The 18,983-nt window shown below is 55.1% G+C and carries 20 protein-coding genes and 3 tRNA genes; 9 read left to right on the top strand and 14 right to left on the bottom strand.

Going from position 1 to position 18,983, the window contains the following annotated elements; translation table 11 throughout:
* Positions 1 to 211: 211 nt before the first annotated feature.
* Positions 212 to 1,015: a Crp/Fnr family transcriptional regulator gene (locus GYM47_RS14655; RefSeq protein WP_153842469.1), complete on the bottom strand. Its 804-nt coding sequence runs from the start codon at positions 1,013 to 1,015 to the stop codon at positions 212 to 214.
* Positions 1,016 to 1,440: 425 nt separating this feature from the next.
* On the opposite strand from GYM47_RS14655, the gene GYM47_RS14660 reads away from it, so the two are divergent.
* On the top strand, positions 1,441 to 2,733 hold the full coding sequence (locus GYM47_RS14660; protein ID WP_153842468.1) for an ATP-grasp domain-containing protein: 1,293 nt from the start codon (positions 1,441 to 1,443) through the stop codon (positions 2,731 to 2,733).
* 10 nt (positions 2,734 to 2,743) lie between these two features.
* Positions 2,744 to 4,768, top strand: coding sequence for a CocE/NonD family hydrolase (locus GYM47_RS14665; protein WP_153842467.1), 2,025 nt, complete (start codon positions 2,744 to 2,746; stop codon positions 4,766 to 4,768).
* Between the two features lie 284 nt (positions 4,769 to 5,052).
* Here the strand turns inward: GYM47_RS14665 and GYM47_RS14670 are convergent.
* From GYM47_RS14670 to GYM47_RS18625, 5 genes are all read right to left on the bottom strand, one after another.
* Positions 5,053 to 6,218, bottom strand: a protein-coding gene (locus tag GYM47_RS14670) for an IS3 family transposase (protein ID WP_168444466.1) whose coding sequence is annotated in 2 segments (ribosomal slippage) — positions 5,053 to 5,957 and positions 5,957 to 6,218 — 1,167 coding nt in all. Because the reading frame shifts where the segments join, the coding sequence is not laid out codon by codon here.
* Positions 6,219 to 6,275: 57 nt separating this feature from the next.
* The gene (locus tag GYM47_RS14675) at positions 6,276 to 6,710 is read right to left on the bottom strand and encodes a YciE/YciF ferroxidase family protein (protein WP_153844173.1); all 435 of its coding nucleotides are present in this window, start codon (positions 6,708 to 6,710) and stop codon (positions 6,276 to 6,278) included.
* 42 nt (positions 6,711 to 6,752) lie between these two features.
* A complete protein-coding gene (locus GYM47_RS14680; protein ID WP_153844174.1) occupies positions 6,753 to 7,589 on the bottom strand; it encodes a manganese catalase family protein in 837 nt (278 codons plus the stop codon).
* Between the two features lie 52 nt (positions 7,590 to 7,641).
* A complete protein-coding gene (locus GYM47_RS14685; RefSeq protein ID WP_153844175.1) occupies positions 7,642 to 7,845 on the bottom strand; it encodes a hypothetical protein in 204 nt (67 codons plus the stop codon).
* A gap of 76 nt (positions 7,846 to 7,921) precedes the next feature.
* Complete coding sequence (locus tag GYM47_RS18625) at positions 7,922 to 8,203, bottom strand: con-10 family general stress protein (RefSeq protein ID WP_139526280.1); 282 nt, start codon at positions 8,201 to 8,203, stop codon at positions 7,922 to 7,924.
* Positions 8,204 to 8,474: 271 nt separating this feature from the next.
* On the opposite strand from GYM47_RS18625, the gene GYM47_RS14695 reads away from it, so the two are divergent.
* Together GYM47_RS14695 and GYM47_RS14700 are read left to right on the top strand one after the other, a co-directional pair.
* Positions 8,475 to 8,924: an META domain-containing protein gene (locus GYM47_RS14695; RefSeq protein WP_153844176.1), complete on the top strand. Its 450-nt coding sequence runs from the start codon at positions 8,475 to 8,477 to the stop codon at positions 8,922 to 8,924.
* Positions 8,925 to 9,173: 249 nt separating this feature from the next.
* Positions 9,174 to 9,494 carry a DUF4124 domain-containing protein gene (locus tag GYM47_RS14700; RefSeq protein ID WP_153844177.1) on the top strand — a complete coding sequence of 107 codons (321 nt, stop codon included), beginning with the start codon at positions 9,174 to 9,176 and terminating at the stop codon, positions 9,492 to 9,494.
* Between the two features lie 390 nt (positions 9,495 to 9,884).
* Here GYM47_RS14700 and GYM47_RS14705 read toward each other — a convergent pair.
* The 7 genes from GYM47_RS14705 to GYM47_RS14735 form a co-directional block, all read right to left on the bottom strand.
* A tRNA-Thr gene (locus tag GYM47_RS14705) sits at positions 9,885 to 9,960 on the bottom strand.
* 72 nt (positions 9,961 to 10,032) lie between these two features.
* A tRNA-Gln gene (locus tag GYM47_RS14710) sits at positions 10,033 to 10,107 on the bottom strand.
* 6 nt (positions 10,108 to 10,113) lie between these two features.
* Positions 10,114 to 10,189 (bottom strand) — tRNA-Phe (locus tag GYM47_RS14715).
* A gap of 152 nt (positions 10,190 to 10,341) precedes the next feature.
* Entirely contained in the window at positions 10,342 to 10,617 is a 276-nt protein-coding gene (locus GYM47_RS14720) for an oxidative damage protection protein (protein WP_139526277.1), read from the bottom strand.
* A 48-nt stretch (positions 10,618 to 10,665) separates the two neighbouring features.
* A complete protein-coding gene (mutY, locus tag GYM47_RS14725) occupies positions 10,666 to 11,757 on the bottom strand; it encodes an A/G-specific adenine glycosylase (protein WP_153844178.1) in 1,092 nt (363 codons plus the stop codon).
* Positions 11,758 to 11,859: 102 nt separating this feature from the next.
* On the bottom strand, positions 11,860 to 14,193 hold the full coding sequence (locus tag GYM47_RS14730; RefSeq protein WP_153844179.1) for an AsmA family protein: 2,334 nt from the start codon (positions 14,191 to 14,193) through the stop codon (positions 11,860 to 11,862).
* Entirely contained in the window at positions 14,194 to 14,673 is a 480-nt protein-coding gene (locus tag GYM47_RS14735; RefSeq protein ID WP_139526274.1) for an acetyl-CoA sensor PanZ family protein, read from the bottom strand. It abuts the gene before it with no gap.
* 172 nt (positions 14,674 to 14,845) lie between these two features.
* On the opposite strand from GYM47_RS14735, the gene hisB reads away from it, so the two are divergent.
* From hisB to GYM47_RS14760, 5 genes are all read left to right on the top strand, one after another.
* The gene (gene hisB, locus GYM47_RS14740) at positions 14,846 to 15,439 is read left to right on the top strand and encodes an imidazoleglycerol-phosphate dehydratase HisB (protein WP_153844180.1); all 594 of its coding nucleotides are present in this window, start codon (positions 14,846 to 14,848) and stop codon (positions 15,437 to 15,439) included.
* Between the two features lie 94 nt (positions 15,440 to 15,533).
* A complete protein-coding gene (gene hisH / locus GYM47_RS14745) occupies positions 15,534 to 16,175 on the top strand; it encodes an imidazole glycerol phosphate synthase subunit HisH (RefSeq protein ID WP_139526272.1) in 642 nt (213 codons plus the stop codon).
* An 11-nt stretch (positions 16,176 to 16,186) separates the two neighbouring features.
* The gene (gene hisA / locus GYM47_RS14750) at positions 16,187 to 16,933 is read left to right on the top strand and encodes a 1-(5-phosphoribosyl)-5-[(5-phosphoribosylamino)methylideneamino]imidazole-4-carboxamide isomerase (RefSeq protein WP_139526271.1); all 747 of its coding nucleotides are present in this window, start codon (positions 16,187 to 16,189) and stop codon (positions 16,931 to 16,933) included.
* Positions 16,930 to 17,703 (top strand): imidazole glycerol phosphate synthase subunit HisF, encoded by a 774-nt coding sequence (hisF, locus tag GYM47_RS14755; RefSeq protein ID WP_139526270.1) that lies wholly within the window; start codon positions 16,930 to 16,932, stop codon positions 17,701 to 17,703. Before hisA ends, hisF begins: the two co-directional genes overlap by 4 nt.
* A 31-nt stretch (positions 17,704 to 17,734) precedes the next feature.
* The gene (locus tag GYM47_RS14760; protein WP_153844181.1) at positions 17,735 to 18,241 is read left to right on the top strand and encodes a hypothetical protein; all 507 of its coding nucleotides are present in this window, start codon (positions 17,735 to 17,737) and stop codon (positions 18,239 to 18,241) included.
* A 4-nt stretch (positions 18,242 to 18,245) separates the two neighbouring features.
* Here GYM47_RS14760 and GYM47_RS14765 read toward each other — a convergent pair whose 3' ends face one another.
* On the bottom strand, positions 18,246 to 18,848 hold the full coding sequence (locus GYM47_RS14765; protein ID WP_153844182.1) for a YjaG family protein: 603 nt from the start codon (positions 18,846 to 18,848) through the stop codon (positions 18,246 to 18,248).
* Positions 18,849 to 18,983: the final 135 nt, after the last annotated feature.

Consider the following 18,983-nt stretch of genomic DNA (forward strand, 5'->3'; position numbering starts at 1 on the left):
CTCCTTTCATAACGTGGGTTATGACATTCACCCCCTCATCTCTGACTATCGCAAAAAAACGCCTTAAGAAAAATCCTTATTATTTATCGATATAACATATAACTTTAACGTCCGATAATAGTGACCTCTTGTTTCGCCCTGATCGATAGACCTAAAAAAACCAGAGAAGCCTTTACAAGCGCCGCTCTGGTTATTCTAGCTCTCGGAAAAGCTAACCAAGGCATAAATGGCCATAAATAAAATCGCGATCGAACCCGGTATTTCGCGCCATTTCCTCGGGCTTCAACAGTTTGATACTGCTACGTGTTTTACGGATTAGCTTTTTCTGCTCTAGTGCTGTCATACACCGGCTCACATGCACGCTCGTCATTCCCAGCAGTTCACCCACGACATCTTGAGTGACAGGGAACGAGAACACATTGCCTGTTAGCAATCCTTTAAAATTAAAGCGAGCATACACTTCTAAAAGAAAGTGTGCCACGCGTTCTTCCGAGCGATGATGCGTACAGCTTCTTAATCGCTCGATCGTAATATTGTCATTGACCATGACATAAGAGGTGATGGCCTTTCGTACTTCCTCATTGGTTTTAAGCAACTCGTGCAAGTCATCGACCGATACTTTTTCGAGTTTGCAATTAGTTAAAGAAAGAATCACGATATCATGGCTTTCAAAAAAACTTTCACGCATGCCAATGATATCGCCAGGCATGAAGACATTACATATGTCCTGCCCTCGTGTGCTGGTCGCATGCGAAAGGCTCGCCCACCCCTCCTTGACCACAAAAATGTCGGCGCGACCCTCGCATAGCGAAAACACTTTTTGGTTACGCCGTAGCTCGACGGGTTTTTGTCGAATGTTCGCCAATGCCTCTCGGGCATCGCCCCCCAGTTCACCGTAGAGGCCAAGTACCTCACCCAACCCTATACAAGAACTGTCACCACTCAAGCCGCCATGTACACTTTTGCGATTTCTATCTTCCACTTGCTGATACTCTTCTTCAGTAACCTTATCCATCTCTACACTCCTTTGTAGTTAGACAAAAGCTATACTCACCAGGAATTATTTATAATGCCGATATATAGAAAGGAAGATAACGCGACAAAAATATAGACAAATATAAATGACTAAACAAGACGGTTTTATAATCCATGCTAGCAAATGTCAAAAAACATCCGATTATTAACATTTGTTAAAATTTTCTCTACTACGCGTATTCGACAATAGTCAATTAATCCTATCGCACCCCGCAGCATAACAAAATCAAAAACAAACACACCGGCTGAAACATTCGCCCTCGTACATAACTCATTAAAAGTGCCACATACATTAATTTTTAAGCTTTAAAACTTACGTACCCTGGAAAATAAAAAAGGTCTTTCATACGCTCAGTGCGGGGCAATAGGGATCGTTCGCCCACTTACCGACTAATGGAGTAGCGCATGAAACGTCACGTTTTCGTCATTGCTTTAGAAGACAAGCAAAAAAAATCCATGCAAACACTAAGAGAGCAAAAGAACTTAGATATACATGGAGTATTAGATGTAAAGAGCGCCGTGGAAGCAGAGAAAATCTCTTTTAATCATCTACTTTCATTAGCCAAAGAGCACCTAGATGCGTATCCCGGCACGGTCGATGCGATTATTGCACAATGGGACTTTCCCACGAGTGTGATCGTGCCTATTTTATGCCAACAGTACCAAATTCCCTCACCCTCAATTACGAGCGTTTTAAAATGTGAGCATAAGTATTGGAGCCGCATAGAGCAGCAAAAAGTCGTGCCCGAGGTGGTACCTAAGTTTTGCGGGATCGATCCTTTCGCCGATGATCCGCTCTCCCAAGTGACGCTCGACTACCCGTTTTGGTTGAAGCCAGTGAAAGCGTTCTCTTCCCATCTAGGCTTCAAGATCGAAACGTCGGCTCAATTCGAAGAGGCTATCAAAGAGATTCGCGCGGGCATCCGCCAACTCGGTGACGCTTTTAATGAAGCACTTTCTTATATAAACGTACCCGATGAGATAGCGCATTTAGACGGCAATGCCTGTATCGCTGAAGAGATCATCAGCGGTGTTCAAGGTGCCCCTGAGGGTTCTGTCTTCAACGGGGAGTTCAATGTTCACGGCATCATCTCTCAACCTAAAGCCAAGAACTCCATTTCACTGTTCGATCGCTTGGAGTACCCCAGCAATCTTCCTGAGCACGTTCACCATAAAATGGTGGAAACCGCCAAAACCTTTCTTACCCATATCGGCTATAACAACGGTTGTTTCAACGTCGAGTTCATGTGGGACGAGGCACGAGAAAAACTATGGTTAATCGAAGTGAATACGCGCATCTCGCAATCTCATAGCGAGATTTTCGTCATGGTCGATGGCATGTCGAATCATGAAATCGCCCTGGATATCGCCCTCGGCCAACGCCCATCGCTGCTGAACCGTCAGGGCGTTGCCCCGATTGCCGCCAAATGCTTCATTCCCTTTGCCCACCAAGATGGCGTGGTCAAGCGCATCCCCAGTGACGCAGAGATCGCCGCGCTGAGAAAACGGCTGCCGCATACAGAGGTCGTGATCGATGTCGCGCCAGGCCAACAGCTTAGCCATCTGATGCATCAGGACAGTTTCTGTTACCGCCTGGGCACGCTTTACGTGACTGGCAACACTCATGAGGAGATCGAGCAGAATTATCAGTTCTGCCTGGATGTTCTCAATTTCGATATCGAGCCCATCGATACGTAAGGAGGCCCCTATGGAAATCGTTCGCGATTTTCCCTACCCCATCCGCGAGATTGAAAACCTCTTCATCCCCATGCGCGATGGACAACAGCTCGCCGCCAAGGTATGGCTCCCCGACACGCCCGACGCCACACCGTTTCCTGCCATCATGGAGTATATTCCCTACCGCAAACGCGACGTGACGCGAGGCCGCGATGCCAGCAACCACCCTTACCTGGCGGGCCACGGCTACGTTTGTGTGCGAGTGGATATGCGCGGAAGCGGCGACTCCGACGGCGTACTTATTGACGAGTACACTCAGCAAGAGCAGCAAGACGCGGTCGATGCTATCGCCTGGTTGGCCGAACAGCCGTGGTGCGATGGTAACGTCGGTATGATGGGTATCTCCTGGGGTGGTTTCAATAGTCTGCAAGTAGCGGCCAAACAGCCGCCCGCCCTCAAGGCGATCATCAGCCTGTGTTCTAGCGACGACCTTTATGCCGACAACATGCACTACATGGGTGGTTGTCTGTTGGGCGACAACCTTTCCGAGGCGACGGTGATGTTCGCCTTCAATGCACTGCCTCCCGATCCAGAGATCGTCGGCGACCGCTGGCGAACCATGTGGTTCGATCGCATGGAGCACAGCGGGCTATGGCTCGATCAGTGGCTGCGCCATCAGCGTCGAGACGCCTACTGGTCGACCAGCTCGGTGGGCGAACATTACGAGGCGATACAGTGCCCCGTTTACGCCGTGGGCGGCTGGGCCGATGGATTTACCAACACCGTCTTGCGGTTGATGGAGCATTTGGAAGTACCCCGGAAAGGGCTCATTGGTCCCTGGGGGCATAAATACCCTCACCAAGGCATTCCCGGCCCGGCCATTGGGTTCCTCCAGGAAGCGCTGCGCTGGTGGGACTACTGGTTGAAAGGTAAACAGAACGGCATCATGGAAGAACCCATGTTGCGTGTCTGGCAACAAGACAGTGTACCGCCGGATAATAGCTACGCCGAGCGGCCTGGGCGCTGGCTGAGCGAAGCACAATGGCCCTCCCCCAACCTCCACATGCAGCGCTACTACCTACAGCCCAACCGCCTGACGACCGAGCCGATGCCAGCACACCTCGTGCCGTCCACACTGGGTTTACAGTCGCCTGTTAGCGTAGGGATGTCGGCGGGAAAATGGTGCTCCTATGCCGCCACGCCAGACCTTCCCGGTGACCAGCGTGAAGAGGACGGAGGATCGTTAGTGTTCAGCAGCGAGCCGCTAGAGGAAGCGCTGGATATGTTCGGCGTCGCCACATTGTCACTGACGGTTTCCTGCGATCAACCCCAGGCCATGCTGGCCGCGCGCCTGTCCGACGTGGCTCCCGATGGCAAGGCGACCCGCGTGACCTACGGGCTGCTCAACCTGACCCACCGGGAGAGCGATGAGCACCCGAGCGAGCTGGTGCCCGGCAGAGAGTACCGAGTACAGTTGGCCATGAACGGTATTGCTCAGCGCTTCCCTAAAGGACACCAGCTTCGCCTGTCGATCTCGACCACTTACTGGCCGTTGGCGTGGCTATCTCCTGCGCCTGCTCAGGTCGACATCACACTAAAAGAGTGCCAATTGCATCTCCCCGTACGCACGGTGTCTCACGCAGAGACGCCCTTTGCCTTTGCCGCTCCCGAAGCAGCGCCACCGCTGGCCACCACCACGCTTGATCCCAGTCAACATAACTGGCTATTACACCGAGACCTGGCCACCAAACGATCGACGCTGGAAGTCATCAACGACCAAGGACGTTTTCGCATCGACGATACGGGCACCGAGATTCACCGGAGCGCGCGGGAGTACTACAGTACCGTGACCGATGACTTCACATCTGCCCAAGGCGAAACCCTCACCGAAAGCCACTTCAAACGCGGCGACTGGGATACCGAGGTGTATACCCGCACGGTACTTACCTGCACCGACACACACTTTTTGGTTCACGCCCAGCTAGATGCCTATGAAAACGCCTATCGTGTCTTTTCCAAGAATTGGTCGTCCAAGATTCCTCGAGACCACCTGTAACCTGTCAGGCTCTCAGTGATCGTCAGACCGCCCTTCGTTATTAGCAGGGGCGGTCTTGGCTCAATGTGCATGGATACATGCATAAAAAACCCCGGTCAGGGCTACCGGGGAAAAGGGCGTTGCCAAGTAAGCTACTGGACGTGCAAGTAAGCTACTGGGCTTGACAGCGTTGCTTCGCGCTATTTTTTAGCCTGCACGTCGTTGTCATCCGCGCGCGCCAGGAACGTGCGCGTGGTATCGTCCAGATGCTGGTCTGATCTTACCCAGCAACAGTGGACACTGGTTTAAGCGATCATTCGGGCTTCAAATGCCTCTGGGCTAATCATCCCAATAGCACTGTGCCGCCGTTGCTTGTTGTAGTCCAGTTCGATGTATTCAAACACCTGGCGCTTCATCGTATCCCGCGCTTTAAATGGCTCTCCGTGGATCGCTTCCACCTTGAGACTGTGAAAGAAGCTTTCGGCACACGCGTTATCATAGCAGTTGCCTTTAGCGCTCATGCTGCACCTAAGCTCATGACGGGTAAGCAGCGATTGGTAAAGCGTGGAACAGTACTGACTACCTCGGTCAGAGTGAACTATCACGCCTTTGGGCATTTTCCGTTTCCATAGCGCCATCTGAAGCGCGTCACAGACAAGATCGGCTGTCATACGCTCACTCATTGCCCAACCGACCACTTTCCGAGAGTAAAGATCAATGAGCACGGCTAGGTAAAGCCAGCCTTCGCCCGTCGCTAAATAGGTGATGTCACCTGCCCACTTTTGATTGGGGGCTGATGCCATGAAGTTTTGCTCTAGTAGATTCGGCGCCACTGGCAGCGAATGCCGAGAGTTCGTGGTGGCCTTAAACTTGCGGGCTGCTTTAGCGCGCAAGCCTTGACGCTGTAAGCTGGCAGCCACCGTCTTACGGTTGATCGGCATGCCATCATCTTGCAGGTCTAGAGCTAATCTCGGGGCGCCTGAGCGGCCTTTACGCTGGTGAAAAGCCTCAGCCACACGCTGATCGAGAATGGCCTGCTGGCTGCGTTTTGGAGACGATGCACCCTCGCGTTGCCGCCAAGCGTAGTAGCCGCTTCGAGCGACCCCAACAACATGGCACATCCGTTGAACGCTGAAAGCCTGACGATGACGATGGATAAAGGCGTACTTCACTTCAGGCTCTTCGCAAAGTACACCGCGGCTTTTTTTGTGATGGCCAGCTCTTCATTTGCTTCGGCTAATTGGCGCTTCAAGCGAGCGTTTTCTTCTGCTAACGACCGCTCTCGTTCAGATGTGTCTTGCTGCAGCTGTGCTTTAGAGCGCCATTGATAGAGCTGACTCGCGTGTATTCCCAGTTCACGAGCCGCTGCTGCAACGCCAATGCGATCAGCGAGTGCTAACGCTTCTTGACGGTAGGTATCTGAGTAACGGGTATAGGATTTTTTCTTCATTGATGTTGTCGATCTTGCCATGGTTCACCTCAGCGTAGCGTATTACATTTTTGAGGTGTCCACTGTTACTGGGCAGGATCAGTCCAACCAATCGGCCATGGCCTGTTCTTCTTCAAGGATCTCACGGCATACACGCACTACCTCCGGCTGATTGGCCTGCTCTGCAGCGGCAATCAATGCCTTATAGTTGGCAATTTCGAAACACTCGAAGGCGTAGCTCGCAATCCCGCCTTTGACCACTTCGTCCCCGGCCATCATACCGCCTAGCGATTGGCCGAAAGCGGTTAGCTTACCGCCCATATCTTTGACGGCGGACGTATCGATACCCAGCTCGTTCATTACCCGCTCTAGCTTTTCTGCCTGATGCTCGGTTTCGTGCAAATGCTGATCGATGCGGGCGCTCAGCGCCGGGTAGTGCTCTATCCGCTTGGCCTGCGCTTTCAACATCTCTTCCGCTTGCTTTTCCATAGCATGCGCATCGCGTAACCAATCTTCCAAATACTTGGCTTCCATCGTGTGCTCTCCTTGTTCATTCGCGGCGTAGGATACTTTCCCTTATTTGTTGGGGTCGATTTGCTCCTTCTGTGCCCCGGACTTTTCCTTGGCACTCCCCAGGCTAGGCTCTTGGCCTTCGGGGGCAGGCTGATTACGTACGCTGTACTGGCTCCGGCCATCCAACGAGGGGCCTTCGGACCAACGACCCTTCGGCGCCTCCTTGTCCATCAAGGTGTTGAGGTAGTAATAAGAGTGCTGCATCGCCTCATGATCTTCCGGCGTGGCATTGGGGATTGGCAGCTGTTTTTCGAAGCCGCCCAACTCTTCGATGACTGCGAGCCATTGCTGCTGATGGTAGGTGTCACGAGCAATCAAAAAGGATAGAAAATCCTTCATGCCGTGATCATCGGTCCAATTGTAGAGACGCGATGCCAAGACACGACCGCCAGCTTCGGCCGTAGCGTTGGCCAGCATATCAGCAGCGATATTGCCCGTGGCGTAAACGTGGCTCATATCAAAAGGGACGCCATTGGCATTCACTGGCATCGCCGACAAGCCCGATGAAAGCAGATGACGTGGATTGGCACCGCCCAAAATGGCGTTCATAACCGGGTCTTTAGCTGTCGCCTCTTGATAGGAAACCGGCGCCCCTTCCAAATTGAGCGCCACTGCATGACCCAACATCTCGATATGGGACAACTCCTCGGTGGCCGTGGACATCAACATATCGCGGATACGGTCATCACCACGAGCCCCCATTGCTTGAAAGAAGTACTGCATGGCCACTCGGATTTCACCCTCAATACCGCCAATAGCCTGCTGCAGCAGCATGGCAAATTCTGGGTTCGGAGTGTCGACTTTAACGGGATACTGCAACTTTCCAGAGTGGTGGAACATAGCGCTACTCTCCTTCGTGAATTGCCAGGGAGCGCACTCCCTGGCAACGTATTTAAAGCGTTTGCTTTAATAGCTTCCGTGCTTCGTCTGCAATGTCCTCATAATGCTGCGTGACGCGATCAAAAAACGCTTGCGCCTCTTGATCCGACTTTTCTTTGGCATCTTGAGAAAACTGCTGGCTTAGCTGAACGCCTTGAGAGGCATGATATAGCGTGCTCACCATATCGAAGTTCTTATCGTTCACAGGATGATTCATCCTTGACTCCTTGTGCCTTTTACCTAAAGGCAAAAGGCACTCTTGAACGTGTAAAGAGAACGCGGCAGCTACCTAGTTAGCGGTTGTTACCACCACCACTGTGGCTATTCTCACCGCCTTTCTTACCGGCTTCTGAAGCGCGCTTGGGATCATTGGCAAAGTTGCCTCCGCTGTTTTCACCGCCTTTCTGGCCAATATCTTCGTAAAACTCTTTGCCATGGCTATCAGCGGTGGCTTCGCCACCCTTTTGGCCGATATCCTGATAAAACTCTTTATCGTGGGTTTTGGAGGTGGTTTCACCCCCCTTTTGTCCTGCCTCTTCGCGACTCATTCCATTATCGTTGCGGTTATTCGCCATGATAAATCTCCTTTTCATGAATTCGGCAAAACCAACTCATTGACTCGCACTCGGTGTGTCACTCGAGTAATTTGAGACTAGCCAACCTCACTCTCTTATCAAGCGAATGGCGGATTAAACGACAACGTTTAACCTTTATGATCACAGCCAACCATTTCCGTCAAATAACGTTTTAACCATCTCCCCGTAACCAAAGATAAAAAGATTGACTAAATTCCTAAACTGACAACACACTTTCTGGGCATACCGACATCAAGGAACCGGCCATCCTATGCGCTCACGATTCGCCCTCGCCACCACGCTCAGCCTTTGGCTGACCGCATGCCAAAACCATGCGGCTTTGCAAGCCTCCATGGCAGTCGATGAATCGCTCATCAATACCTACTGGAAGCTACTGACCGTAAACGACGACCTCGTGGTGGCCGCAGACAATGTTCGCGAAGCACATATAGTGCTGCACATCGACAACAGCGCTCGTTTGGCAGGCGCCACCGGCTGCAACACGCTCAGCGGTCGCTACCAGCACACTCGCCAGCAGCTCACGTTCCACCCCATCGTCACAACGAAAATGACCTGCCCTGCTGCACTAATGCACATCGAGCAAGCCATGCTGAGCGCGCTCTATCAAACCACGCATTGGAAGATCAACGGAGAACGCTTAGTGCTCTTCAATGATAAAGGGGAGCCACTGGCAGGGCTCAAGGCAGTACACCTTTATTAAAAAATACAAAAAGCTTAGCGATAGTATGGACGCGGAAGAGCTACGCCGCGTTGCTACACACTAGTGAAATAGAAAAAAACAATTACTTAAAAAGTTTTTCATGTAGGCGCCCACCTGCCTTCTCAACTCACCCAAGCTATTACTATCTCCATCATAAGCAACGGGGTGTTTTCTCGTTTTTTAAGGTACATCTCTCTACTCATTACTGGTAACATTATGTTACCTATATTCGCTTAGGGTTCACGGACGATGAAGATTTTCGCGTTGACTGCGCTATTGGTATGGATACCTTTCTCTACTCAAGCAGAAGTACATAAGTGTATCGATGGCAATGGGCACACCACCTACCAGGATGCCCCCTGCGCAGATGGCACCTCAGAGACAGTCAATATCAACAACCTCACCATTATTCCGCCACCCAGCGTCACCGCTCGCGCCGAGCCATCCGTCAGGGCTAGCCCTGTTCCACGCCTTGCTGCGCCCTACAGAAACCAACACCAAACGGCTCTCGAACTGCGTAACAGCCGAGTGAAAACACGCGCTCGCTATCCATTGAGACGCGGCTGGTAAAGCGAGCGTGACGCCACGTCTTTCGGAAAGTTCTTTTATCGCTTCAGGAAAACGCTGATAAACAGGCCGCTCGATTGAGTGGCTTTTCTTCATAGCTATTAGATTGCTACCGGCATTAGAAATCGATTGAGCGCCTAGTCGATACAACTCTCAACTATTCAATAAATTTTAATGAACTTAAAATCGACTTCTTGCAGCGATTCGACACATAGTAACGGGAGAGTGAGATAACGTCAGAACAGCCTGAAACGCTTTCTAGAGCGGCTCGAAGGGTATAGAGAGGGCATGAGGCGTCATGCCAAAATAAGCGATATTAGTCGGCTATTCGTTTATCTCACACATACGAAAAAGGCCATCCGACTGGATGGCCTTTTATATTCTCTAATGCTTTGGTGCCGACACCAGGAGTCGAACCCGGGACCTACTGATTACAAGTCAGTTGCTCTACCAACTGAGCTATGTCGGCGCTTCGCATTTTCTTGAGAACTTGACTGGGCTGCCCTTAGACAAACCAATCAACAAGAAATCTTGTTGGCAATGGCTGGGGTACCAGGATTCGAACCTGGGAATGCCGATACCAAAAACCGGTGCCTTACCACTTGGCGATACCCCAACGTTGTGGTGGCCAGAGACGGAATCGAACCGCCGACACGGGGATTTTCAATCCCCTGCTCTACCAACTGAGCTATCTGGCCCTTGCCAACGGTGCGTATTAAACCAAAAGCTCCTCTTTTCGTCAACACCTTTGTGAAACTTTCTTTCTAGTCACATGCTTAGGGCACATCAGGTGCTTGCCGAAAAGCATTAAAGGCCACGTCATCCGTAGCTTAGCGCAGCGTTGCTGTTTTTATGCTTGGCTGGGCGGCACGTACCCTTCCGCTTGGTCGGTGGTTTCGTTATCCAAGAAACGTTGCATCTGCTCCATAAGGTAAGCGCGTGCTTCCGGCTCCAGCATGTTGAGGTGCTTCTCATTGATCAGACGGGTTTGCAACGCCTGCCACTCTTCCCAGGCTTGTTTCGATACGGTGGCCTGAATCTCTTGGCCCTGCTTACCCGGCAGCGGCGGGAAAGGCAGTGCGGGTAGCTCTTGCTGGTACTTGCGGCAAAAAACCGTGTTGCTCATGGTGTGCTCCTATAGAGTGTGTCTGTGTCGGCCAATCGCCCGTATCGTTTAAGGCCCGGGGGCAGGGTCTAGGGTAAACGGCGTTAGCTGGCTCAGTAGTGATTTGACCGGTGCCGCCAAGCCTAGCGCAGGCGGGTGGTGAACGTCATACCATACGCCGTTTTCACGCACGCCGCTGATACGCTGGCAGCTCACCGGCTGCGGCGTAATCGACAGCTTAAAGTGGCTGAAAGCGTGAGTGAAGCTAGGCAGCGCGGCTTGACGCTCGGGGGCTTCGGTGTTGTCTTCCAGCCAGTCGTTGAGTTCGCTGTGGCGCTCAAACTGCGGCAGGCTCCATAACCCGCCCCACAGGCCGCTGGGTGGGCGCTGCTCTAGCCAAACGCGGCCTTGGGGATCGCGCAGCAACAGCATAATGGTATCGCGGGTAGGCGTGGTTTTCTTAGGTTTAGATTCCGGATAGCGCTGCGGCTCCCCTTGGGCATAGGCGCGGCATACGTCATTGAATGGACATATCACGCAGTCAGGCTTGCTGCGCTTACAGAGCGTCGCGCCGAAATCCATGACTGCTTGGGTGTAATCCGCCAGTCGCGTGGTGGGCGTAAAGTAGTCGGCCAGCACCCACAGCGAGCGTTCTACCGCGGGCTTGCCGGGCCAGCCGGTGACGGCGTGTAGGCGCGTGAGCGAGCGTTTGACGTTGCCATCCAGTATGGCCGCCTGCTGCCCGGTGCTTTGAGCGATGATGGCGCCAGCAGTGGAGCGGCCTATGCCGGGCAGCGCCATCAACGCATCTACGCTAGCGGTGGGCAGCTCACCCCCGTTCGTTTCCATGGCAACCTGAGCCGCTTTGTGCAGGTTGCGGGCCCGAGCGTAATAGCCCAGGCCCGTCCAGTGGTGCAATACGTCATCTTGCGGCGCGGTGGCCAGGGCTTCCAGCGTGGGAAAGCGAGCCATGAAACGCTCGAAGTAAGGAATGACCGTTGCGACCTGTGTTTGCTGCAGCATGATTTCGGAGACCCACACGCGATAAGCGCTGCGGGGTGACTGCCAGGGCAGATCGTGACGGCCATGCTTGTCGAACCAGGTGAGCAGCCGTTGTTGAAACTCTTCCGCCGGTAGGCAAGGCGTGGGCATCTCGGCCATTGGGCTTCCTTTGAACACTCGCTTTGAACGACAGCGCCGGCCCAAGGCCGGCGCATACGGTGCATCGTGCGTCAACGCGGTCGTCGTCAACGCAGGCTTCGGTTAATTGAAGAGGCGACGAATGCCTTCGCGCAGCTCTTGACCTGCGCCTTCGCCCAGGCGCTCATCGATGCGGTCGAGGGATTCGCCAAGCCGCTCTTCCAACTCTTCTTCTACCCGGCTGCCGGCTTCGCCACGCAGCAGATCGACCACCGAGGCCTGAAAGGCGGTCCGGTCGAAGCGGCACCACTGGGTTTTATCGTCGCCAACGTGGCCTTCACAGCGCACCGGTAACGGTAACTGTTGAAGCCGTGGGTTTACTTGGCAAGCAGCATCGCCGGTATCTACTAAGCGTGCATTGGCTTGCGTATTGAAATCAAGGCTGTTGAGGTTGAAGCTCCCCTCCCCTTGCACATCGATTCCCGGTAGGCGAACCAGCAGATCGTCACTCTCTACGACTCCATTACGCACTTGGAAAGTGGCGTCGAAACGCTCGAAGCGGGTATCAGGGTGCCATTCGCGGTCTACCTCCCGCCCTTCTAGCTCCGCCACCAGCTCACACATCTCACGGGAGACGTTAGAGCGCAAAATGGCACCGTCGTTCAGCCGGGCGTCAAGCTCGCCGTTGAGGTTGCTCACCAGCACATCGCGGCGGTTGCCTTGGGTGGTCAGCGCGCCTTCCAAGTTGAAGCGGCCACGCAGCGGAGCCTCTTCCTCGCTGAAGGTTTCGATCAGCGGGGCGACCTGCACGTTACGGACGTTCGGTGAGAGCTGCCACTCCAATACGTTACCAGTGGCGTCCAGCTGGCCGGTGGCGTTGAGCTCCCCTTCGTAGAAGCCGGACTCGAACGATGTCAGGCGATGGCTACCGTTCTCACCGCGTAGTGCCAATTGGGTATTGCTGAAGGTCAATCCGGCCAACACTAGTTGCTCGACACTCAAATCGCCCTGCAGCGTGAGGGTTCTGAGCCACTCTTGGGGCAACAGTGCTTCTTCACTTTGAGCAAATGCTTTACGCAGTAACCCACGACTGGCCTGCTGCGCGGTGGCCGCCCCAGGCAGGTAGTGATCGAGGTTAAGTGCATCTCCTTCAAGAGTAAAAGAGAGCTGATTACCATCCAGCGCCGCACTGACGTCACCGGTAAAGGTGCTGTCATCGACGACTAACGAAAGGCGCGGTAGCGCTACTCGCTCCAGGCTCCCTTCGATGGGGCTGGTCAGCGCAACATCGCTCAGTGCGGCTTCGCTGGCGGTATCGAGCGATGCGCCGGTACGCGCAATCCAGGGACGCAGGTTGAATGGGGCGGCGGTGAGCTGGCCGCTATATTGAGGTGCATCGAGCAGTTGCTCGAGATTGAGATGACCACTGACTCGCAGTCCATCAGGTCCGGTCAATTGCAGATCCTTTAATTGGGCCGTTTGCGCAGCGAAGTCGCCATCGAAACCAAACGCCAACGAAAGCGCCAAGCTCCCTTGCCAATTGTCGGCATGCCGAAGGCCGGTTTCCAACACACCCTGGCGAATGCTGAGCTGTCGCTCGCCCATACGCGCAACGATCTCAGCCGCTTTCAGGGCTAGCTGCTGCGGCTCGCTATCGGCACCGCGCCGAGTTTGGGTGGTGAGCTGGGTATTTTCGAAAACGATTTGCTCCTCTTCAAGGCCCAGCCGAAGGCGTGTTTCTAGGTTGACGTCGCTGGACAGGTCCGGGCCTCGCTCTAGCACTTCGGCATCCAGACGGTTGTGCTTGGTCAACGTAAACATCGCTTTCAACGGAAACGAGCGCACCGGGTTGACGTTGGTGCCCGACATATTCAGCGGCTGTATCCGCCAAAGCGCTTGGCTCTGCTCGTCGCGGTAGCGAATATCGGCCTCTTTGATGTCGACGCTGGCGATATTCAACACCACTGAAAGGTTGCCTGCATCGACATTGGGGCCAGCGCTGGCAGGCGCCAGCACGGTTTCGGCGGTTTCGTTGTTGTGCTCGGAAAGACGCTCCAAAAGCGGCTGCCAGTTGGCCTCACCCTCGGCGTTTTTCTCTAAATTCAGGCGCATGCCATCCAACGTCAGGCCATCCACAGCGATCTCGCCACGAAGCAGTGGCGCAAAGGCAACGCTCACTTCTGCACGGTTGATGGCGGCAAAGGCGGTATCGTCTTGAGACTGCTCGGGCAGCCAAGCGCGGGCCTGCTCGACGCTCACCCCAATACGCGGGTAGAACGACCAAGTGATGGGGCCTTCCAGGGCAAGATTGAGGCCGGTTTGCTCTTCGACCACGGCCGTCAGGCGTGGCTTGAAGTCTTCGGGGTCTAAAAAGGTGGTGACATAGACCACGGCGGCCACGGCCACCATGGCGAGAATGCCCACTGCCGCCAGCAAAATGCGTAATAGCTGTTTCATTTACCCTTTCCCTTGTGGGTCTAGCTCGACAAAATCACTGGTCGCCGTTAGGCCCGGCTCGGACGACTCATCGGCCATTGGCCGATAGCCAAGCTTCGATAGCAGGACGCGGTCCGCCAGCGGCAGCGTCGTCGTGGCTATACGCAGCACGCGGCCGTCTTGCTTGGCCTGCTCGCCCAGCAGCGCCATGAGTCGAGAGCCGACGCCGCGGCGGCGCGTGGTTTTACGCACGCAAAGTTCAGAGAGCCACCATGCCCGGTCATCGGCTTCCTGTATGGCTACCGCACCTAATAAACGGTCGTTGAAATGCGCACAGGCAAAAAAGTGCTGGCCGCTCAAGTGCTGTTCGATGAAGGGCAAAACCGTGGGGGTGGGCATGCGCTCTTGAGGCGCATCTTCATAAATGCGCACCAGATCGATGCGTACCTGCTCGTCTGCTTCCCAACGGGCCTGGTCGACATATTGCAGTGTCACCGGCATGGTGAAATCCTCGTTGCCAACGCAGCTAGGCTGCTATTTAGCGCCGCAAACGGCGGCGACATTCCCCGCATTGTAGCGGATGGGGGCGCCGATTCTCTATAATGGCTGCTTTGGCCTCAGTTGCCGCCCGCCGATTATTCCTCAGAGTGCGCCACGGCGCAGGAGATGCAACATGTCAGCGCGTATTGCCACGGTAAGCCGTGACACCAACGAAACGCAGATTACGGTCAGCGTCAACCTCGATGGCGAAGGCCGCTTGAATTGCAACACTGGCGTTCCGTTCTTGGACCACATGCTGGACCAAGTGGCTCGGCATGGCATGGTGGACCTCGATATCGATGCCAAAGGCGACCTGCATATCGATGACCACCATACCGTCGAAGACTTGGGCATCACCCTCGGCCAAGCATTCAACGAGGCCATCGGCGACAAGCGCGGCATCTACCGTTACGGCCACGCATATGTGCCGCTGGATGAAGCGCTGTCTCGCGTGGTGATCGACTTTTCTGGCCGCCCTGGTTTATTCATGAACGTCGAGTTCACCCGCGATACCATCGGCCGACTGGACACGCAGCTGTTTTGGGAGTTCTTTCAGGGCTTCGTCAATCACGCCCGGGTCACGCTGCATATCGACAACCTGAAAGGCTTCAATGCTCACCACCAGGCCGAGACCATTTTTAAAGCCTTTGGCCGCGCGCTACGCATGGCCGTTGCAGAAGATCCGCGCATGGCGGGCCAGATGCCGTCTACCAAAGGAAGCTTATAATGTTGGGCGTTGCGATTAGCAGCGTGGCGGCACGCATCTCCTCCGCGACTCCCAAGACCATGACCTTCTCGCCTACGACCTCAAGGAGCGCTTCATGACCATTGCGGTAATCGATTATGGAATGGGCAACCTACACTCGGTGGCCAAGGCGCTCGAGCACGTCACCCATGAAAACGTGATCATCACCCGCGACCCGCGCCGCATTCTGGGCGCGACCCGTCTAGTGCTGCCCGGCCAAGGGGCGATTCGTGACTGCGTTGGCGAACTCGAACGCACCGAACTGCGCGGCCTAGTGGATGACGTGTTGACCCGCCAAGCCAAACCGCTGCTGGGCATTTGCGTGGGCCAGCAGATGCTGATGGAGCGCAGCGAAGAGAATGGCGGCGTGGACTGCTTGGGCTTTTTTCAGGGCAGCGTGGACCGCTTTCCGGCCAACATGCGCGACGCGCAAGAGCAGCGCCTAAAAGTACCGCACATGGGCTGGAACTTGGTGGATCAGCACCACGAGCATCCGCTCTGGGCAGGCATCGATAATCATGAGCACTTCTATTTCGTGCACAGCTATTACGTCAATGCCGCCGACGATGCCCAAGTATTCGGCACTACCCAGTACGGCAGTGTGAGTGCTCACGTCGCGATTGGTCGCGACGCTACTTTCGCCGTACAGTTCCACCCGGAAAAAAGCTCCCGTGCTGGCCTGCGCCTGCTGGAAAATTTTGTCACCTGGACGCCCTGAGAGGTTTCACTATGTTGGTAATTCCCGCGATCGATCTCAAAGACGGCCAGTGTGTGCGCTTGAAGCAGGGCCGCATGGATGATGCGACCTCCTACGGCGACGACCCGGTCGCGATGGCGGCGCGTTGGGTAGAAGCCGGCGCGCGCCGTTTGCACTTGGTGGACTTGAACGGTGCCTTCGAGGGTAAGCCCGTCAACGGTGAAGCGGTCACGGCCATCGCCCGCGCCTACCCGAACCTGCCAATCCAAATTGGCGGCGGCATTCGTTCGGCGGAGACCATCGAGCACTACCTCAGCGCCGGTGTGTCTTACGTGATCATTGGTACCAAAGCCGTCAAAGAGCCCGAGTTCGTGACTGACATGTGCCGCGCCTTCCCCGGTCATATCATCGTGGGGCTGGATGCCAAAGATGGCTATGTGGCCACCGACGGCTGGGCGGAGGTCTCCACCGTCAAAGCCACCGAGCTTGCCAAGCGCTTTGCCAACGACGGCGTTTCCAGCATCGTTTACACCGATATTGCACGCGATGGCATGATGCAGGGGGTCAACGTCGAGGCCACCGCGGCGCTGGCCCGTGACGGCGGCCTGCCAGTCATCGCCTCCGGCGGCGTGACCAACTTGGAGGACATTCGCGCGCTGTGCGACGTGGCCGACAGCGGCATCCTCGGTGCGATTACAGGCCGGGCCATTTACGAAGGCAGCCTGGATGTGGCGGAGGCCCAGCGCCTGAGCGACCAACTCAGCGGAGGCCAAGAATGAGCTTAGCCAAACGGATTATTCCCTGCCTAGACGTGGACGCAGGGCGGGTGGTGAAAGGCGTGAACTTCGTCGGTATTCGTGACGCGGGCGACCCGGTCGAGATCGCCCAGCGCTACAACCAGCAGGGTGCCGATGAAATCACTTTTCTCGACATCACCGCCAGCCATGAAGATCGCGCCACCACGGTCGAGATGGTCGAGCGCATCGCAGGCGAGGTGTTCATTCCCTTGACCGTGGGCGGCGGTATCCGCACCTGCGACGACATTCGTACCATGCTGAACGCAGGTGCAGACAAAGTCTCGATCAACACGGCTGCCGTCACCAACCCCGAGTTCGTACGCGAAGCCGCCGAGCGTTTCGGCAGCCAGTGTATCGTGGTGGCGATCGATGCAAAAAAAGTGTCTGAGGAGGGTGAGCCCGATCGCTGGGAGATTTTCACCCACGGCGGCCGCCGCCCTACCGGCCTAGACGCGGTGGAGTGGGCCAAAAAAATGGTCGAATTTGGCGCAGGCGAGCTGCTGCTCACTAGCATGGACCGTGACGGCACCAAGATTGGCTTCGACCTGGGCGTCACCCGCGCCATTTCTGAGGCGGTCAGCGTGCCGGTGATTGCTTCCGGTGGTGTCGGCAACCTAGATCACTTGGTCGATGGCGTGCTCAAAGGCGGTGCCGATGCAGTCCTAGCGGCCAGCATTTTCCACTTTGGCGAATACACCATTCCGGAAGCCAAGCGCTACATGGCCGAGCGCGGCATCGAAATGCGTTTGTGATGACTCTTATCCCTTTACTGAGGGGCTGTTAATGCGCCGCAATATTCCATGGATTGGAGGAGTGGCAGGAGTTTGGCTGAGTGCATCTGCCTCAGCCTTCTCTTTGCCGGACTGGCCTCCCACTCTTACGCTCGATCACACGCTCGTGCAAACCAGCCTGCTGACACGCCACTTCGAGCCCGACCCAGAACACACCAACCAGCAAAATCTAGTGAGTATCGAGCTTCACAATCCAGAGCGCTGGCTAGCCGGTGCGGCTTGGTTCAAAAACTCGTTCGATCAACCCACTTGGTACTTTTACGCTGGCCGTGAGTTTCCACTATGGCAGCTCACCGATGAGATTAGCGTGCGCGCCAAGCTAACGGGCGGTTTACTACGCGGCTATAAAGACGAATACCGCGATAAAATTCCTCTCAATCATTTAGAGATTGCCCCCGCGCTTCTGCCCAGCATTGGCGTTCAGTGGGGGCGAGTGGAGTCTGATCTCATCGTCTTCGGAACGGCGGGCGTGATGATAACGGCAGGCATGCGCTTTTGATGCTCTAGCCGTCGGCGTCTTCCAGGCTCAAACCCAAATTACTAATACCGCCATTGCGACCCAGCGTGCGAATCTCTTTGAGCGTCGTTTTATTGATCGGCCCGCTGACCGCTTCAAGCACTGCGTCTTGGAAGTCGTTTTCGTCCTCCATCAACGGATGGTCGCGAATGATCAGTGCCAGCGCTTGCGCGTCCACTTCGCCCTCGGTGAGTTCGATGAACGCTCGCACGCCAGCCCGCGACGTGCGGCTGACGTCCAGCACGGCTTCGGGGGATTCACCTTGCAGCGTATCGAGTAGCGCAGAGATCGACACCACCGCGTCCAGCGCCCGACGTGCACCAAAACTCTCGTCCCCCTCCGGCGGCTCGCACTCGGCCAACTTGTCTGCTTGGCGGGCAAAATCGATGCTGGCGTGGGGGACGCTCAAGCGCTCCCACACCAAATTCAGTACGGTGCGAAGGGTGTGCCCATCGCCCTGGCCACTAGTTTGCTCGTACAGGGCGTAATTCGGCAGTAGGCGCTCACACAGCGCTGCCATGAAGGCTTGTTGGGCGGGCAGCGGCAGCAGTTGCAGCCGCTGATAGAATCCTTGGGGTTTAGCCACCATGCTGATGTCCTGAGTCACTCTGTTGGTGAAAGTATGTGGGTGAAACTGAGTTGGCGAAACTGAGTTGGTGAATCGAACACGATACGTTATCGTCGCAGCCACGCGGCGGGTACACCGCTGCACTCGATGTGCTCG

Origin of the sequence: Vreelandella piezotolerans (assembly GCF_012427705.1) — a bacterium.
Lineage (GTDB): Bacteria > Pseudomonadota > Gammaproteobacteria > Pseudomonadales > Halomonadaceae > Vreelandella > Vreelandella piezotolerans.

Bases quoted from the DNA above. Each gene is read 5' to 3' on its own strand.
- GYM47_RS14655 (WP_153842469.1), bottom strand. From the start codon at position 1,015: ATGGATAAGGTTACTGAAGAAGAGTATCAGCAAGTGGAAGATAGAAAT.
- GYM47_RS14660 (WP_153842468.1), top strand. From the start codon at position 1,441: ATGAAACGTCACGTTTTCGTCATTGCTTTAGAAGACAAGCAAAAAAAA.
- GYM47_RS14665 (WP_153842467.1), top strand. From the start codon at position 2,744: ATGGAAATCGTTCGCGATTTTCCCTACCCCATCCGCGAGATTGAAAAC.
- GYM47_RS14675 (WP_153844173.1), bottom strand. From the start codon at position 6,710: ATGGAAGCCAAGTATTTGGAAGATTGGTTACGCGATGCGCATGCTATG.
- GYM47_RS14680 (WP_153844174.1), bottom strand. From the start codon at position 7,589: ATGTTCCACCACTCTGGAAAGTTGCAGTATCCCGTTAAAGTCGACACT.
- GYM47_RS14685 (WP_153844175.1), bottom strand. From the start codon at position 7,845: ATGAATCATCCTGTGAACGATAAGAACTTCGATATGGTGAGCACGCTA.
- GYM47_RS18625 (WP_139526280.1), bottom strand. From the start codon at position 8,203: ATGGCGAATAACCGCAACGATAATGGAATGAGTCGCGAAGAGGCAGGA.
- GYM47_RS14695 (WP_153844176.1), top strand. From the start codon at position 8,475: ATGCGCTCACGATTCGCCCTCGCCACCACGCTCAGCCTTTGGCTGACC.
- GYM47_RS14700 (WP_153844177.1), top strand. From the start codon at position 9,174: ATGAAGATTTTCGCGTTGACTGCGCTATTGGTATGGATACCTTTCTCT.
- GYM47_RS14720 (WP_139526277.1), bottom strand. From the start codon at position 10,617: ATGAGCAACACGGTTTTTTGCCGCAAGTACCAGCAAGAGCTACCCGCA.
- mutY (WP_153844178.1), bottom strand. From the start codon at position 11,757: ATGGCCGAGATGCCCACGCCTTGCCTACCGGCGGAAGAGTTTCAACAA.
- GYM47_RS14730 (WP_153844179.1), bottom strand. From the start codon at position 14,193: ATGAAACAGCTATTACGCATTTTGCTGGCGGCAGTGGGCATTCTCGCC.
- GYM47_RS14735 (WP_139526274.1), bottom strand. From the start codon at position 14,673: ATGCCGGTGACACTGCAATATGTCGACCAGGCCCGTTGGGAAGCAGAC.
- hisB (WP_153844180.1), top strand. From the start codon at position 14,846: ATGTCAGCGCGTATTGCCACGGTAAGCCGTGACACCAACGAAACGCAG.
- hisH (WP_139526272.1), top strand. From the start codon at position 15,534: ATGACCATTGCGGTAATCGATTATGGAATGGGCAACCTACACTCGGTG.
- hisA (WP_139526271.1), top strand. From the start codon at position 16,187: ATGTTGGTAATTCCCGCGATCGATCTCAAAGACGGCCAGTGTGTGCGC.
- hisF (WP_139526270.1), top strand. From the start codon at position 16,930: ATGAGCTTAGCCAAACGGATTATTCCCTGCCTAGACGTGGACGCAGGG.
- GYM47_RS14760 (WP_153844181.1), top strand. From the start codon at position 17,735: ATGCGCCGCAATATTCCATGGATTGGAGGAGTGGCAGGAGTTTGGCTG.
- GYM47_RS14765 (WP_153844182.1), bottom strand. From the start codon at position 18,848: ATGGTGGCTAAACCCCAAGGATTCTATCAGCGGCTGCAACTGCTGCCG.